Source organism: Conyzicola nivalis (assembly GCF_014639655.1).
Classification (GTDB): Bacteria; Actinomycetota; Actinomycetes; order Actinomycetales; family Microbacteriaceae; genus Conyzicola; species Conyzicola nivalis.
In genome coordinates this window covers 1,604,884-1,620,664 of sequence record NZ_BMGB01000001.1, presented here as the reverse complement: position 1 = coordinate 1,620,664, position 15,781 = coordinate 1,604,884, and the positions used below count along the sequence as shown (strand labels likewise).

Annotated in this window: 16 protein-coding genes and 1 tRNA gene; 13 read left to right on the top strand and 4 right to left on the bottom strand. The window is 67.8% G+C overall.

What is annotated here, in order from left to right; all coding sequences use genetic code 11:
- Nucleotides 1–187: 187 nt before the first annotated feature.
- Entirely contained in the window at nt 188–583 is a 396-nt protein-coding gene (locus IEV96_RS08005) for a DoxX family protein (protein ID WP_188510106.1), read from the bottom strand.
- 83 nt (nt 584–666) lie between these two features.
- On the opposite strand from IEV96_RS08005, the gene serA reads away from it, so the two are divergent.
- Nucleotides 667–2,256, top strand: a complete 1,590-nt coding sequence (gene serA / locus IEV96_RS08000; RefSeq protein WP_188510105.1) for a phosphoglycerate dehydrogenase — start codon at nt 667–669, stop codon at nt 2,254–2,256.
- Nucleotides 2,257–2,259: 3 nt separating this feature from the next.
- On the opposite strand, the gene IEV96_RS07995 is transcribed toward serA, so the two are convergent.
- Nucleotides 2,260–2,811: a TetR/AcrR family transcriptional regulator gene (locus IEV96_RS07995; protein WP_188510104.1), complete on the bottom strand. Its 552-nt coding sequence runs from the start codon at nt 2,809–2,811 to the stop codon at nt 2,260–2,262.
- 61 nt (nt 2,812–2,872) lie between these two features.
- On the opposite strand from IEV96_RS07995, the gene IEV96_RS07990 reads away from it, so the two are divergent.
- The gene (locus tag IEV96_RS07990) at nt 2,873–4,387 is read left to right on the top strand and encodes an MFS transporter (RefSeq protein WP_188510103.1); all 1,515 of its coding nucleotides are present in this window, start codon (nt 2,873–2,875) and stop codon (nt 4,385–4,387) included.
- 83 nt (nt 4,388–4,470) lie between these two features.
- Here IEV96_RS07990 and IEV96_RS07985 read toward each other — a convergent pair whose 3' ends face one another.
- Nucleotides 4,471–4,728, bottom strand: coding sequence for a DUF6458 family protein (locus IEV96_RS07985; RefSeq protein WP_188510102.1), 258 nt, complete (start codon nt 4,726–4,728; stop codon nt 4,471–4,473).
- A gap of 110 nt (nt 4,729–4,838) precedes the next feature.
- Between IEV96_RS07985 and IEV96_RS07980 the strand changes: the two genes are divergently transcribed.
- The 3 genes from IEV96_RS07980 (at nt 4,839) to IEV96_RS07970 (ending at nt 7,404) form a co-directional block, all read left to right on the top strand.
- On the top strand, nt 4,839–5,894 hold the full coding sequence (locus IEV96_RS07980; RefSeq protein ID WP_188510101.1) for a 3-isopropylmalate dehydrogenase: 1,056 nt from the start codon (nt 4,839–4,841) through the stop codon (nt 5,892–5,894).
- Between the two features lie 27 nt (nt 5,895–5,921).
- Nucleotides 5,922–7,034 (top strand): branched-chain amino acid aminotransferase, encoded by a 1,113-nt coding sequence (locus tag IEV96_RS07975; protein WP_188510100.1) that lies wholly within the window; start codon nt 5,922–5,924, stop codon nt 7,032–7,034.
- A 118-nt stretch (nt 7,035–7,152) separates the two neighbouring features.
- Nucleotides 7,153–7,404 carry a hypothetical protein gene (locus IEV96_RS07970; protein ID WP_188510099.1) on the top strand — a complete coding sequence of 84 codons (252 nt, stop codon included), beginning with the start codon at nt 7,153–7,155 and terminating at the stop codon, nt 7,402–7,404.
- Between the two features lie 412 nt (nt 7,405–7,816).
- On the opposite strand, the gene IEV96_RS07965 is transcribed toward IEV96_RS07970, so the two are convergent.
- A complete protein-coding gene (locus IEV96_RS07965; protein WP_188510098.1) occupies nt 7,817–8,821 on the bottom strand; it encodes an aldo/keto reductase family protein in 1,005 nt (334 codons plus the stop codon).
- Nucleotides 8,822–8,880: 59 nt separating this feature from the next.
- Between IEV96_RS07965 and IEV96_RS07960 the strand changes: the two genes are divergently transcribed.
- The 8 genes from IEV96_RS07960 to IEV96_RS07925 all read left to right on the top strand — a co-directional run bounded on the left by IEV96_RS07960 (nt 8,881) and on the right by IEV96_RS07925 (nt 15,757).
- Nucleotides 8,881–9,639, top strand: coding sequence for a fumarylacetoacetate hydrolase family protein (locus tag IEV96_RS07960; protein ID WP_188510097.1), 759 nt, complete (start codon nt 8,881–8,883; stop codon nt 9,637–9,639).
- Complete coding sequence (locus tag IEV96_RS07955; RefSeq protein WP_188510096.1) at nt 9,636–10,856, top strand: MFS transporter; 1,221 nt, start codon at nt 9,636–9,638, stop codon at nt 10,854–10,856. Before IEV96_RS07960 ends, IEV96_RS07955 begins: the two co-directional genes overlap by 4 nt.
- A gap of 12 nt (nt 10,857–10,868) precedes the next feature.
- Nucleotides 10,869–12,344, top strand: a complete 1,476-nt coding sequence (gltX, locus tag IEV96_RS07950) for a glutamate--tRNA ligase (protein ID WP_188510095.1) — start codon at nt 10,869–10,871, stop codon at nt 12,342–12,344.
- Nucleotides 12,341–13,234 carry an NAD(P)/FAD-dependent oxidoreductase gene (locus IEV96_RS07945; RefSeq protein ID WP_188510094.1) on the top strand — a complete coding sequence of 298 codons (894 nt, stop codon included), beginning with the start codon at nt 12,341–12,343 and terminating at the stop codon, nt 13,232–13,234. Before gltX ends, IEV96_RS07945 begins: the two co-directional genes overlap by 4 nt.
- 89 nt (nt 13,235–13,323) lie before the next feature.
- A tRNA-Gln gene (locus IEV96_RS07940) sits at nt 13,324–13,395 on the top strand.
- A 127-nt stretch (nt 13,396–13,522) separates the two neighbouring features.
- Nucleotides 13,523–13,951, top strand: coding sequence for a BLUF domain-containing protein (locus IEV96_RS07935; protein ID WP_188510093.1), 429 nt, complete (start codon nt 13,523–13,525; stop codon nt 13,949–13,951).
- A gap of 81 nt (nt 13,952–14,032) precedes the next feature.
- Nucleotides 14,033–15,403 (top strand): GGDEF domain-containing protein, encoded by a 1,371-nt coding sequence (locus tag IEV96_RS07930; protein ID WP_188510092.1) that lies wholly within the window; start codon nt 14,033–14,035, stop codon nt 15,401–15,403.
- A 117-nt stretch (nt 15,404–15,520) separates the two neighbouring features.
- Complete coding sequence (locus IEV96_RS07925; RefSeq protein ID WP_188510091.1) at nt 15,521–15,757, top strand: hypothetical protein; 237 nt, start codon at nt 15,521–15,523, stop codon at nt 15,755–15,757.
- Nucleotides 15,758–15,781: the final 24 nt, after the last annotated feature.

The window sequence follows — 15,781 nt, the reverse complement described above, 5'->3', positions numbered from 1 at the left end:
GGCAATCGTGCTCTGGAACCGTGCGGGATCGATCGCGGGATCGTGTCCGTCAGGGGCTCACCGTACGCACGCACGGCGCCTCCCGAAGGGCAGCCGAGCATTCGCGTCCAAGATGAATGAAAATGAATTTCCTGCCACCACGGTAACAGACATGTGGCTTATAGGCCGGGGCGTGGCATCCGGGGGCCTACAGAACGACGAACACCAACAGGGCGATAAGTACCGCCTGACCGGCAAGTCTCGGCCAGAACGGGATCGCGCCACGCCCGAACTTCTCGGGGTGCTTGGCCGCGTAGGCATTTGCCGGAAAGACGGCGACGAGAAAGACGATGAGAGCCACGTATGCCGCGAGCCGGGTGACAGGGAAAGCGAGCCCCAGCCCTCCCGCGATCTCGCACACGCCGGTGAGGTAGACCAGGGTCATCGGTTTCGGTAGGCCGCGGCGACGGAGCCGGGGCGGGATCATGGCGGCCATCACTCGCGCCGGACCCCTCCGGAAGTGGTTCACCCCCATGCCCACGAAAAGCAGCACGAGAGCGCAGAGCACTATCGCTTGTATTACGTCGAGTGCAGCGTCGCCCATCCGGCCATTCTGCCTCGGAGTAGACTCGCCGGGTTGTGCGAATACCGTTCGACATCCACTGCACCCCTGTTAGGACTTGATTCGTGACCAAGCCGATCGTGCTGATTGCCGAAGAACTTTCCCCCGCTACGGTCGAGGCCCTCGGTCCCGACTTCGACGTGCGCAACGTCGACGGAACCGACCGTCCGGCGCTGCTCTCCGCGCTCTCCGACGCCAGTGCGATCCTCATCCGCTCCGCGACCAAGGTCGACCAGGAGGCCATCGCAGCGGCCCCCCACCTCAAGGTGATCGCCCGCGCGGGTGTCGGTCTCGACAACGTCGACATCAAGTCGGCGACGACCGCCGGCGTCATGGTCGTGAACGCGCCCACCTCGAACATCATCTCGGCCGCCGAGCTCACGGTCGGCCACATCATCAGCCTGTCCCGGTTCATCCCGGCCGCGCACGCGAGCCTCGCCGCCGGAACCTGGAAGCGTTCCAAGTACACGGGCGTCGAGCTCTACGAGAAGACCGTCGGCATCATCGGCCTCGGCCGCATCGGCGCGCTCATCACCGCCCGCCTTCAGGCGTTCGGCATGAACGTCGTCGCCTACGACCCCTACGTGACGGCGGCGCGCGCCCAGCAGCTCGGTGTCACGCTGCTCACGCTCGACGAACTGCTCGCGCAGAGCGACTTCATCACCATCCACATGCCGAAGACGCCCGAGACCACGGGCATGATCTCCACCGACCAGTTCGCGATCATGAAGCCCACCGCGTTCATCGTGAACGTGGCCCGCGGCGGACTCATCGACGAGGACGCGCTCTACGCGGCGCTCAAGTCGAACCGCATCGCCGGCGCCGGCCTCGACGTGTTCGTCAACGAGCCGCCGCTCGATTCGCCGCTGCTCTCACTCGAGAACATCATCCTCACGCCGCACCTCGGTGCGTCGACCGACGAGGCCCAGGAGAAGGCCGGCGTCTCGGTCGCCAAGTCGGTGCGCCTCGCGCTCGGCGGCGAACTCGTCCCCGACGCGGTTAACGTCGCGGGCGGCGTCATCGACCCGAGCGTCCGCCCGGGCATCCCGCTCATCGAGAAGCTCGGCCAGGTGTTCTCCGGCCTCGCCGACAGCCCCGTCACGTCGATCGACGTCGAAGTGCGCGGGGAGATCGCCGAGTTCGACGTGAGCGTGCTCAAGCTCGCCGCCCTCAAGGGCATCTTCTCGAACATCGTGAGCGAGTCGGTCAGCTACGTCAACGCGCCCCTGCTCGCCGAGCAGCGCGGCGTCACCGTGCGCCTGATCACCGAGAGCGAGAGCGAGGAGTACCGCAACCTCCTCTCGATCCGCGGTTCGCTCGCCGACGGCTCGGAGATCTCGGTCTCCGGCACGCTCACCGGCACCAAGCAGATCGAGAAGATCGTCGAGATCAACGGCTACGACGTCGAGGTGCCCTTCGCCGACCACCTCATCGTGATGGTCTACACCGACCGCCCCGGAATCGTCGCCGTGTACGGCAAGGAATTCGGCGAGGCATCCATCAACATCGCCGGCATGCAGGTCGCCCGCCGGGAAGCCGGGGGAGCCGCGCTCAGCGTGCTCACCGTGGACTCGCCCGCGCCCGAGGGCCTGCTCGAGAAGGTGCGCCTCGCCATCGACGCCGACCTCATGCGTGAGATCGACATCACCGAGTAGCGGTCAGGCCTTACGCGAGCGCGCCAGCTCTTCGATCGCGGCGATGACGTCGTCGAGCTCGGTGCGCGGCGTCGGCAGCTTGTCGAACGGGAACAGCGCCGCGTTGTAGTACAGCCCGTCGCCGACGAGCAGCACGAGCCGCGCCACCGCGGGGTCGCCCACGGCTTCCTCGATGAGCGTGCGCCAGCCGTGTTCCACGCTCGCGAGCGCGGCGTTCGCTTCGGGGTACAACCCCGACTGCGCCAGCCGGGTCATCGCGATGTAGGTGCTGTCGAAGGGGGTTCCGACGACGACGGACGAGCGGATGAACCGGCTCACGATCCCGTCGGTGGCCGCCGCCAACTGCTCGAGATCGGCCGCCGCGAGCGCGTCCATTCGCGCGACCAGCCCCTCGACGAGGTCTTTCTTCGCACCGAAGTGGTAGAGCAGGCCGCCCTTCGAGACGCCCGCCTCGACGGCCACGGCCTCGAGGGTGGCGGCCCGCTCGCCGCGCTCGATCACCACGCGTTCGAACGCGTCGAGCACCGACTCCTTGGCTGACGTCTTCTGGACCATGCCCTCAAGCGTAGTCGCGCGGGCTTGATCGCTGTACCGTCCAGACGGTACAGTAAATGCCATGAGCACCCTCGAAGAACCCCGCGTTATTGCCACGCCCCAGCGCTGGGCCGCCCTCGCCGTGCTCATGCTGCCGGTGCTGCTGGTGTCGATCGACAACACCGTGCTGAGCTTCGCCCTGCCGCACATCGCCCGGGACCTGCTGCCCAGCGCCGCCGCCCAGCTCTGGATCGTCGACGCCTACCCGCTCGTGCTCGCCGGCCTGCTCGTAGCCATGGGCAACCTCGGCGACCGCTACGGCCGCCGCCGCATGCTCATGATCGGATCCGTGGGCTTCGGAGTCGTCTCGATCGTCGCCGCCTTCGCCCCGGATGCGACCTGGCTCATCGCGGCCCGCGTCCTGCTCGGATTCTTCGGTGCCATGCTCATGCCCTCCACGCTCTCGCTGCTGCGCACGATCTTCACCGACCGCAGGGAGCGCCGCCTCGCCATCGCCATCTGGGCCACGGGCTTCTCGGCCGATTCGGCGATCGGCCCGATCGTCGGCGGGCTGCTGCTCGAGAACTTCTGGTGGGGCTCGACCTTCCTCGTCGCGGTGCCCGTTCTGCTGCCGCTGCTGATCCTCGCCCCCATCCTCGTCCGCGAGTCGAAGGACCCGTCGCCCGGCCCGTTCGACCTGCCGAGCATCCTGCTGTCGATGGCCGCGCTCGCGCCCATCGTCTACGCGATCAAGTCGTTCGCGACCGAGGGTCTCGGCGTGCTGCCGGTCGCGCTCGTTCTCGTGGGCGTGGCCGCGGGAGTACTGTTCGTGCGTCGACTGCTCGGTCGCGAGAACCCCATGCTCGACATGAAGCTGTTCCGCGTCCCCGCCTTCAGCGGTGCCGTCGTCGTCAACCTGGTGAGCGTCTTCTCGCTCGTGGGCTTCCTGTTCTTCCTCACCCAGCACCTGCAGCTCGTGCTCGCCATGACACCGTTCGACGCCGCGATGGCGCTCGTTCCCGGCACCGTCGTGATCATCGTCGCCGGCCTGCTGGTCGTGCCGCTCGTGCGCCGCATCCGCCCCGGCTTCATCATGGCGGGCGGTCTCGCCCTGTCGCTCGGAGCGTACGCGTCGATCGCGCTGATCGGCGCGGATGCCACGATCGTCAGCCTCATCGTCGCGTTCTGTGTGCTCGGCGCCGGAATCGGCGCCGCGGAGACGCTCTCGAACGACCTCATCATCTCGAGCGTTCCGTCGGCGAAGGCGGGAGCCGCATCCGGTGTTTCCGAGACCGCCTACGAGATCGGCGCGGTCCTCGGCACGGCGGTGCTCGGCAGCATCCTCGCCGCGTCGTACCGCACGTCGATCGTGATCCCCGACGGGGTGGGCGGCGCCGACGCCAGCGCCGCTAAGGAGACTCTCGGCGGGGCGGTCGAGGTGGCGTCGACGCTGCCGGACGACCTCGGCGAGCGGCTGCTCGAGTCGGCGCGGGCGGCGTTCGACTTCGGCGTGGTGACCACGTCATGGGTGGCGGTGGCGCTGATGGCCGTCGCGATCACCGTGACGCTGGTCACACTGCGGAAGGTGCGGGGTTAACGACGAAACGGTCCCTGAGCTTGTCGAAGGGCACCCGGGTGGGGGCGCTTCGACGGGCTCAGCGACCGAATCGCTGGTGGAACTTAGATCGTGTCGTTCGGCGTGATCGTCGAGCGCTGCTGAACGGCCTCGCCGCTGGCGGGATCGACGTTCGAGCGCACCGTGGTGGTCGACTGGCGCTTACGGGTCATCAGCACGAGGCCGAGGATGAAGATCAGGACTCCGGCACCCATCAGCACGTAGCCGATGATGTCGAGGTTGATCCAGTCCATCTGCACATTGACGGCGAACGCCAGAATCGCGCCGATTACGAACAGGGCAATACCGCTTCCAATACTCATGCGCTCAGAATAGCGACACGAAGCGCTTTCACCCCACAGCGACACCACCTTGCGCGCGTCGCGTCCGCGCTGCTATGGGGTGAAACACCGCCGGGCAGTACGCTTTACCAATGCCCACTTCCCTCAATCTCGCCGTCATTCCCGGAGACGGCATCGGACCCGAAGTCATCGCCGAAGCCCTGAAGGTGCTGCGGGCCGCGGTCGACTCCGACGTCGACGTCGCCGCCACCGAGTACCCCTTCGGCGCGGGGCACTTCCTCGAGACGGGACGCATTCTCGACGACGCCGATCTCGACGCGCTCAAGCAGCACGACGCGATCCTGCTCGGCGCGGTCGGCGGCGACCCGCGCGACCCGCGGCTCAAGGGCGGCATCATCGAGCGGGGCCTGCTGCTCAAGCTGCGGTTCGCGCTCGACCACTACGTGAACCTGCGTCCGACCATGCTGTTCCCCAGCGTCGAGTCGCCGCTCGCGAACCCGGGACACGTCGACTTCGTGGTCGTGCGCGAGGGCACCGAGGGGCCGTACGTCGGCAACGGCGGCGCCATCCGCGTGGGCACGCCCGCCGAGGTGGCCAACGAGATCTCCGTGAACACGGCCTTCGGCGTGGAACGTCTCGTGCGGTTTGGCTTCGAGACCGCGTCATCCAGACCCGCAAAAAAACTCACCCTCGTGCACAAGACCAACGTGCTCGTCTTCGCCGGCTCGCTCTGGCAGCGCACCGTCGACCGGGTCGCGTTGGAATACCCCGACGTGGCCGTCGACTACCTGCACATCGACGCGGTGACTATATTCCTGGTCACGAATCCGGGTAGGTTTGACACCATCGTCACGGACAACCTCTTCGGCGACATCATCACCGATCTTGCTGCCGCTATCAGCGGCGGAATCGGACTGGCCGCCTCCGGCAACATCAACCCGGACGGAACCTTCCCGAGCATGTTCGAGCCGGTCCACGGATCGGCCCCCGACATCGCCGGCCAGCAGAAAGCCGATCCCACCGCAGCGATCCTCTCCGTGGCCCTGTTGCTCGAGCACATCGGGCAGACGGATGCCTCGGCTCGCGTCTCCGCAGCCGTGTCTGCCGATCTCGCCGCCCGTGGCTCCACGCCGCGCAGCACGGCGCAGATCGGCGACGCCATCGCGGCCTCGCTCACCAAGAATTAGTTCACCGACCCGACAGGACCAGCCAGCATGATCAAGAACCTCCTCGCGCCAACCACCCTGCAGTTCCTGCGCTCCACCAACCCCGAGGCCAAGTCGGAGATGGAGCGCATGGAGATCCTCGCCGACCCGGGGTTCGGCAAGCACTTCACCGACCACATGGTCGACATCTGCTGGTCGGCGCGTGGCAGCTGGCACCGCCCGCGCGTGCAGCCGTACGGCCCGATCGCCCTCGACCCGGCCGCGGCCGTGCTGCACTACGGCCAGGAGGTCTTCGAGGGCATGAAGGCCTACCGTCACGCGGACGGCTCGATCTGGACCTTCCGTCCGGAAAAGAACGCCGAGCGGATGCAGCGTTCCGCGCGCCGCATGGCGATGCCCGAACTCCCCACCGAGTACTTCATCGACTCGCTCAAGGAGATCATCAAGGCCGACCACGCCTGGGTGCCGTCGGAACCCGACACGAGCCTCTACCTGCGTCCGTTCATGTTCGCCAAGGAGGCGTTCCTCGGTGTGCGCCCGGCCGAGAAGGTCAACTACTACGTGATCGCCAGCCCGGCCGGACCCTATTTCGCGTCGGGCGGAGTGGTGCCGATCAAGGTCTGGCTGTCGACGAACTACTCGCGCGCCGGCAAGGGCGGAACGGGTGCGGCCAAGACCGGCGGCAACTACGCCTCCTCGCTCGTCGCCCAGGCGGAGGCCTACGACAACGGCTGCGACCAGGTGCTGTTCCTCGACAGTGAAGAGGGCACCTACCTCGAAGAGCTCGGCGGCATGAACGTCGTGCTGGTCTACAAGGACGGCACCCTCGTCACGCCCGAGTCCGACTCGATCCTCGAGGGCATCACGCGCGACTCGATCCTGCAGCTCGCCGAAGACCGCGGCCACACGGTGGAGCGCCGACGCGTCAGCCTCGAGGAGTGGCGTGAGGGCGCGGCATCCGGCGACATCGTCGAGGCCTTCGCCTGCGGGACCGCCGCGGTGGTCACGCCGATCGCGCTCGTCAAGAGCGCAGACTTCGAGATCGGCAGTGCGGATGCGCCCGCTGGCGAACTCACGCTGTCACTGCGCGAGGAACTGACCGACATCCAGTACGGGCGTCGCGACGACGTGCACGGCTGGATGATGCGCCTCGACGCGTAGGGCGCCGGCCGTCTCGAGGCCGGGTGCGCCCGTCTGGCTCGGGTGCGCCCGCTCGCACGTCCGCACTCGAGCCAGACGGCAGCGCCGCCGTTCACACCCTAAGAAAGGCGACGAATAGATGACGTTCGACAACGCGATCGGCCTGATCGTCGGCGGAGTCGTCTTCATCGCCGGGATCGCCATTTTCATTCATGCCGGACCATTCGTCAGGGTTATGTCGACCCTCAATAGGCGCATCTACGGGGAGTCGAGAGCGGCCAGGCAATTTTTTCATCCCGTCTTGGTGCGTGTGATAGCGGCCGGGTGGGTGGTTCTCGGATTTCTATGGATTGTGATGGCCATACTCGGCAGATTCGCCTCGGGTTCATGAGTGGCTTCGGGGCGACCCTCCTCCTTTTCGGTTGCATCCAGCTGGCCATTCAGATGGTCAGCAAGGGGACAGAACGTCGCCGCGAGCGAAGGTCGTCGGGCGCGGCGACGAGTCGCCCGTTCTGGCTGGACCCTGTTTTCTGGGCACCCCCGGCGACATTCTGGGCCGCTGGGTTGCTGACTATCGCAATCAGCTTCACCATCGCCGCCTACCGTTAGCTCAGCCGGTCTAGCGCGCCGCCCGCGGCGGTCTCGAAACCGGGTGCGCCCGTCTGGCTCGAGTGCGCTTGTTCGCACGCCCGCACTCGAGCCGAACGGCAGCGCCGCCGGCTCGCGCTGCGTTTTTTCATCGGCGCGCCCGAACATTCGAGCGCGCCAGCGAAAATACGCCGCGCACCGGGCGGCGACCGCGGCTAGCGGGTCTTCGGCGAGCGGCCGACGGTGAGGGACGCGTCCTTCTCGGCGACGCCGCCGATGGCCGCGTCGATCGCGGCGAGCGTGTCGGTGGAGAGCTTCACGCCGGACGCCTTCACGTTGTCAGTCACCTGCTCGGGACGCGACGCCCCGATGATCGCCGACGCCACGTTGTCGTTCTGCAGCACCCAGGCCACGGCGAGCTGCGCCATCGTGAGCCCGTTCTCGGCGGCGATCGGCTCGAGCTTCTGTACGCCCTCGAGCACCTCGTCGCGCAGCCACGATCCGATCATGTCGGCTCCTCCCGCGGCATCCGTCGCCCGCGTTCCCTCGGGAAGCTCGGCTCCGGGCTTGTACTTGCCGGTGAGCACACCCTGCGCGACCGGCGACCAGACGATCTGGCTGATGCCGAGCTCGACCGACGTGGGCACGACCTCGGCCTCGATCACGCGCCAGAGCGCGGAGTACTGCGGCTGGTTCGAGATCAGCTGGATGCCGAGCTCGGTGGCGAGCTGGTGGCCGGCGCGCAGCTGCTCGGCCGACCACTCGGAAACGCCGATGTAGAGCGCCTTGCCCTGGTGGACGACCTGCGCGAACGCCTGCATGGTCTCTTCGAGCGGGGTCTCGTAGTCGTAACGGTGTGCCTGGTAGAGGTCGACGTACTCGGTGCCGAGGCGCACGAGCGAGGCGTCGATCGACTCGCGGATGTGCTTGCGGCTGAGCCCGGTGTCGTTCGGCCCCTTCGGCCCGGTCGGGAAGTAGACCTTGGTGAAGATCTCGAGCGACTGGCGGCGCTGGCCCTTGAGCGCGTCGCCGAGAACCTGCTCCGCGGCGGTGTTCGCGTAGGTGTCCGCGGTGTCGAAGGTGGTGATGCCGGCGTCGAGGGCGGCGTGCACGCAGCGGGTCGCGACCTCGTTCTCGACCTGCGACCCGTGGGTCAGCCAGTTTCCGTAGGTGATTTCCGAGACCTTGAGGCCGCTGTTTCCGAGATATCTATGTTCCATGCGTCCCACGCTAACCCCGTGCGGTGGGCGGGCCGCGCAGCTTCGCTATGGTTGACAGCGTGAAAATCGCGCGCTTCAGCACTGGTGGGGACCCCCGTTTCGGCATCGTCGACGGCGACGAGATCGTCGTGCTCGAGGGCGACCCGATGTTCAGCGGGTTCGACACGACCGAGGAGCGCGTGCCGATCGCGTCGGTGCGGCTGCTCGCCCCGGTCATCCCGCGCTCGAAGGTGATCGCGGTCGAGGGTAACTACCCGGCGAACCCCGACGAGGACACCGACGCCGCCCCGCTGCTCTTCCTCAAGCCGAACACCTCGGTGGTCGGCCCAGGCGACCCGATCCTGCTGCCGTCCGATGCCGGAACGATCGTGCACGAGGGCGAGCTCGTCGTGGTGATCGGCCGCATCGCCAAGAACGTCTCGGCCGACGACGCCACCGACTTCGTCTTCGGTTACACGGTCGGCAATGACGTGACGGCGATCGACCTCATGGGCGAGGCCGGCCAGCAGTCGCGGGCGAAGGGCTACGACACGTTCGCGCCGATCGGCCCGATCATCGAGACCGAGTTCGACGCGTCGAACGCCACGATCACGACCAGGGTCGAGGGGGAGAACCGCCTCTCCGGCTCGACGGGCGACATGAAGAACACCGTCGCCGAACTCGTCGCGTTCGCCTCCGGCATCTGGACCCTCCTGCCCGGCGACATCATCATGACCGGATCCCCGGCAGGCTCCGGTGACATCGCGCCCGGCCAGTTCGTCGAGGTCGGCATCAGCGGCATCGGCACCCTCGGAAACACCACCCGCCCTCGCGCATGACCTCGCTCGACGACTACCGCGCGACCCAGCGTCGCTCGGTAGCGTTGCTATCCGTCGGGCAGGTGCTCGGCGGACTCGGTCTCGGCGCCGGCCTCTCGCTCGGCGCGATCATCGCCGCCGAACTCTCCGGTTCGCCGGCCTGGAGCGGCATGGCGGCGACCATGACCACGCTGGGTGCCGCGGCGGCCGCCATCCCGCTCGCGCGACTCGCCCGGGCCCGCGGTCGCCGCGTCGCACTCACGGTCGGCGCGCTGGTAGCGGCACTCGGCGCCGTCGTCACGATCACGAGCGTGGTCGTCGACTCCTTCCCGTTGCTGTTGCTCGCCCTCGCCCTGCTGGGCAGCGGAACCGCCGTCGCCCTGCAGTCCCGGTTCGCCGCCACCGACCTCGCGAGCTCGAAGCACCGGGCGCGCGACCTGTCGCTCGTGGTCTGGGCGACGTCGCTCGGCGCCATCGTCGGCCCCAACCTCGTGGGACCGGGGGAGTCGGTCGGCGCGGCCCTCGGTCTGCCGCCGCTCGCCGGCTCGTTCGTCTTCACCGTCGTCGCGCAGATCGTCGCGGCGGTCGTCTACGTCGTCGGACTGCGCCCAGACCCCCTGCTGCTGCGCCAGGAGCTGGATGCCGCGCCCGCCACCCCCTCGTCGGTGGCGCCCGCGGTCGGCAGCCCGCGCCGCGCCGCGTTCGCGATCACGGCCGTGGCGCTCAGCCACGCGGTGATGGTCTCGGTGATGTCGATGACCCCGGTGCATTTGAGCGGCCACGGATCATCCATCACCATCATCGGCCTCGTCATCAGCCTGCACATCGCGGGCATGTACCTGCTCTCGCCCGTCTTCGGCGCGCTGGCCGACCGCGCGGGGCGGGTGCCGGTGATCCTGTTGGGCCAGGGCATCTTCGTCGCGGCACTCGTCACCGTCGCCGTGGCTGCCGACAGCCAGACCGGCGTCACTGTCGGACTCGTGCTGCTCGGGCTCGGTTGGAGCGCGTCGACCGTCGCCGGTTCCGCCCTGCTCGCCGAGTCGGTCGCGGCCGAGCGGCGGTCGATCCTGCAGGGCCGGTCCGACCTGGCGATGAACATCGCGGGAGCTTTGGGCGGCGCGCTCGCCGGGCCCGTGCTCGCCCTGCTCGGCTACTCGGGACTCGCCTCGCTCGCCCTCGTTATCGTGACCGTGACCGTCGTGCTGGCGATCCGGCTGCGGCTCCTCTCGCGCCGGTAGGATTGGGGCGATATGTCTGCCACCTTCTCCACCGCTGCCGGTGCCGATGTGCGCGTGCGATTCTGCCCGTCGCCCACCGGGACCCCGCACGTCGGTCTCATCCGAACCGCTCTCTTCAACTGGGCCTACGCGCGCCACACCGGCGGCAAGCTCGTGTTCCGCATCGAAGACACCGACGCCGCGCGCGACAGTGAAGAGAGCTACACCCAGCTGCTCGACGCCATGCGCTGGCTCGGGCTCACCTGGGACGAGGGCGTGGAGACCGGCGGGCCGCACGAGCCCTACCGCCAGTCGCAGCGCAGCGACATCTACCTCGGCGTGATCGCGCAGCTCAAGGCCTCCGGCCACCTCTACGAGAGCTTCGCCACCGGCGAGGAGATCGAGGCCCGCAACATCGCCGCCGGTCGCGACCCCAAGCAGGGCTACGACAACTTCGAGCGCGACCTCACGCCCGAGCAGATCGCGGCGTTCAAGGCCGAGGGCCGCAGCCCGGCCCTGCGCCTGCGCGTTCCGGACACCGACCTCAGCTTCGACGACCTCGTGCGCGGCGAGATCACCTTCCCGGCCGGCTCTTTCACCGACTTCGTGGTCGTGCGCCCCAACGGTGCTCCGCTCTACACGTTCGTGAACCCCGTGGATGACGCGTTGATGGGCATCACGCACGTGCTGCGTGGCGAGGACCTGCTCTCGTCGACCCCGCGCCAGATCGCCCTGTACACCGCTCTGATCGAGATCGGTGTCACCGAGTTCATCCCGCGCTTCGGCCACCTGCCCTACGTCATGGGCGAGAACAACAAGAAGCTCTCCAAGCGCGACCCCGAGTCGAACCTGTTCCACCACCGGGAGCGCGGCTTCGTTCCCGAGGGGCTGCTCAACTACCTGTCGCTGCTCGGCTGGTCGCTCTCGCACGACCGCGACGTCTTCTCCTCCGAGGAGATGGTCGCCGCGTTCGACGTCACCGACGTGAACCCGAACCCGGCACGCTTCGACCTGAAGAAGGCGGAGTCGATCAACGGCGACCACATCCGGCTGCTCGCGGTCGACGACCTAGCCGCCCGCATCGAGCCCTATCTCGGCAGCCTCGTCGCCAGCGACGAGCACCGCGACCTGCTGCGCCGCGCGACCCCGCTCGTGCAGGAGCGCATGCAGCTGCTCGGCGAGGCCCCGGCCCTGCTCGGCTTCCTCTTCCTCAGCGACGGCGCGATCGTCGTCGACGCCGACGCGATGCCGGGCGACGCGGGTGCCGCCGTGCTCGACGCCTCCATCGCCGCCCTCGGCGACGTCACCGCGTGGAACCACGAGGCCATCGAGGCCGCGCTGCGTGCCGCGCTGATCGAGGGCCTCGAGCTCAAGCCGCGCATCGCGTTCGGGCCGCTGCGTTCCGCCATCAGCGGCAAGCGCATCAGCCCGCCGCTGTTCGAGTCGATGGAGCTGCTCGGCAAGGAGTCGAGCCTCACCCGCCTGCGGAACCTGCGGGCCCAGCTGTGAGTTTCGATCGAGAGGTCGTCGTGATCGGCGGCGGTCCCGCCGGACTCAGCGCCGCGCTCAACCTCGCGCGAGCCCGCCGCACCACGCACGTGCTCGACAGCAACCGCCCGCGCAACGCGGCGACGTTCGCCGCCCACGGCTTCGTCACGCGCGACGGCATCCCGCCGCTCGAGCTGCGCCGCCTCGGACGCGAAGAGCTGGAAGCCTATCCCGAGGCGTCGTTCGAGAAGGCGGTGGTCACCTCGGTGACGCGCGAAGCCGACGGGTTCGTGGTGGCGTACGGCGCGACATCCATCACCACCCGTACGATCGTCATCACCACCGGCCTCACCGAGAAGTTCCCCGCGCTGCCCAGTCTGCGCCAGTTCTACGGAACCACGGTGCACAGCTGCGTCGAGTGCGACGCCTACGAGTACGCCGACAAGCCGATCGCCCTCATCGGCGAGACCGACGACCTGGCCGAGCGCGCCATCCTCATCTCGCAGTGGAGCCGCGACCTCATCGTCTTCACGAACGGAATCGGACTCATCGGCGAAGCGGACGAGGCCCGCCTCGCCGAGCGCGGTATCCGGGTCGACAGACGACAGGTTGCGGATGTCACGGGGGACCGTAGCGGCCTCACCGGAGTCACCCTCGCTGACGGAGAGACCGTGCCGCGGGTCGCCGCGTTCGTGCGACCCGTCTACGCCCCCAACCTGGCCTACGTCGACTCGCTCGGACTCGAGGCAGACGCGGACGGCTACCTCGTCGTCGACGGCGGCGGACGCACCTCGGTGCCCGGCGTCTATGCGGCCGGCGACTCGACCGCGCCGGGACCGCAGCAGCTCATCGTCGCGGCCGGTGCCGGCGCGAAACTGGCCGCGGCGCTCAACCGCGACCTGCTCGCCTGACCCCCGGCCGGGTCGGAACCGACTCGGTTTTTACTCTGGCCGGGTATGGGCTAAAGTAGACCGTCGGCCCGAGCTTCGGTTGGGGACTGTGGGGTATGGTGTAATTGGCAACACGGAAGATTCTGATTCTTTTGTTCTTGGTTCGAGTCCAGGTACCCCAGCTTTAGCGAGACGATAGCCCCGGACATCCGGGGCTTTTTCGTTTTAAGCGACATGTGTCTGCCCGTCGTGTGTGAGTATTGGACGAACCGCCGGCCCGCCGCCGACGCCGAGCCCCGGGGGGTCGCAATGCTGTCCATCGCATACGTGAGCGTCGCGAGCGCGCCGATGACGGCCGAAGACATCGAGGGGATCCTCGCGGTCTCACGGGTGAACAACGCGCGTGACGGCATCACCGGAATGCTGCTGTATCACCGCGGCCGCTTCGTGCAGATCGTGGAGGGCGACGACGAGATCCTTCTCGCCCGGGTTGCCGCAATCGCCGCGGACCCCCGGCACCGTGACGTGCACACGATGAGGCAGAAGCAGATCTGGTCACGCCAGTTCCCGCAGTGGACGATGGGGTTCCAGGCCGCGGCCGGCGACTCCCTAGAACGGCTCGACGGGTTCGAGGACTTCTTCGCCCGGTCGGGCCGGACCCGGTTGGAGCACGCCGACAACGAGGCGCAGCAGTTCTTGGAATGGCTCGGGGAGTACTGGCTGCCTCGTAAGTCCTGACGCTCCGCGGCGGAATTGACGTCGGACAACGAAAACGAGATGCTTTACCTGCGCACAGGAAGTGCAGGTAGGCGGGGGAAAGTGCACGATCCGGTAGCGAACTATGCCCCTATTGGACTCCTTGAACTGACAGCCGCCGGCATCATCGTCGACGCGAACGATCTGTTCGCCCGCTGGTTCTCTCTTTCCGCCCAGAGCGTCGTGGGAAACCACCTCTCCGATGTGTTCGGGGTCGGCGAATCCGAACTAGCCGAAGCGCTCACTGTCGCCGCGGGAGGCACCGGTCTCATCCCGCGGACAGCCGTCCTTCGGCCGGCGGAAGCGGGCGCCCGACCGCTGCTCCTGGCGTCGAACAAGATCGAGAACGGCAACACCGTCGTGGCCGTCGTCGACGCCAGCCGCCAACTGCGTCTCGACGACGACGCCGAACGTGCGCATCTCGCCGCACTGCGCCAGAGCGAGCGTCTGCAGCTGCTGCTCGCCGCATCGGTGAGCTTCGCTAACTCGGTGACCGCCCCCGAGTTGGCCGAGCAACTCGCCGAAACCGCTCGCCGGACGTTCCGCGCGGACTGGTCGAGCGTGCATGTCGCAGACGGAACGGAATTCTCGCTGATCGGCGGGACGAACCCGCTGGTCGATCGATGGCCGACCGAGGCGCCGCCGACCGGAGCACGGACGATGCAGCTCGGACAGATCCTCGCCATCACGGATCCAGAAGAGGCGGAACAATACCTGCCCGGAGTGGGGATCGCCGACGTTTTCCGAGCGAGCGGGGTCCACTCGGTCCTGGTGTCCCCGATCACCGACCATGACTCGCAGATCGGGACCGTGGCCTGCTACTTCGCCAACCGGCGCACCTTCGACGAGCAGGCGGAACCGTTGATTCGCGCCCTCGCCCAGCAGGCGGCGCAGGTCTTCACCCGTCTGCGACTGGAGGAGCGTCTCCGCCGAAGCGCGATGCTCGACGAAACCACGGGGCTGCCCAACCGCCGGCTGTTCGAACAGCAGTTCCACGGGGTCGCCCGCACGCCCGCCATCATGTTCCTCGACCTCGACGGCTTCAAGCAGGTCAACGACGAACTCGGCCACGCCGCGGGAGACCTGCTGTTGGGCCGTGTCGCCCAACGGTTGAAGGGGATATTCCGCGAGACCGACTCCGTGGCCCGCTATGGCGGCGACGAGTTCGTCGCCACGATCGAGGCGACAACAGGTTCCGACGCGATGGCGATCGCCGAACGGGCGCGTGCGGCGATCGCCGAGCCGTTCCCCGAGCTGTCCCCCCACCACCGGATCACCGCGAGCATCGGCGTCGCCCTCGACGCCGCACCGGCAGGCATCGCATCGGTCGAGCAGCTCATCCGCCTGGCCGACCGGGCCATGTATGTAGCGAAAAGCAAGGGCGGAAACCGGGCTGAAGTCGAAACTCTCGGGGCGGACTTTTCGCAGCGCTAGGCGTCGGGCCTCGGCCCGAGGTGAGGTGAGGATGCGGGTGATCGCGAGCTGCCAGACACGCCCTGCACTGCAACGCAATGGGTTTCCAGTGTCGAGCCGCCTACCTACGGTTTAACGATGAGCACACACGGCGAAGCAGCACCGGGAACTCCGGGCGACGGATACCAAGACACCAACGAGCGCGACATCGCCGCAAAGCAGGGCGAACCTGTGGGCGACAGCGAGGCGTTCGACGACCCGGCCATCGACCCCGACGACGTAAAGGTGCTGCCCGGTACCGGTGGGCCTGACGATGCGGGGGAACTGGATGCCCCCTTCGAATACGACCCGACCGGTCACGCGGGCAAGGACTGAAGCATCACCGTCTGCGCGGTGACT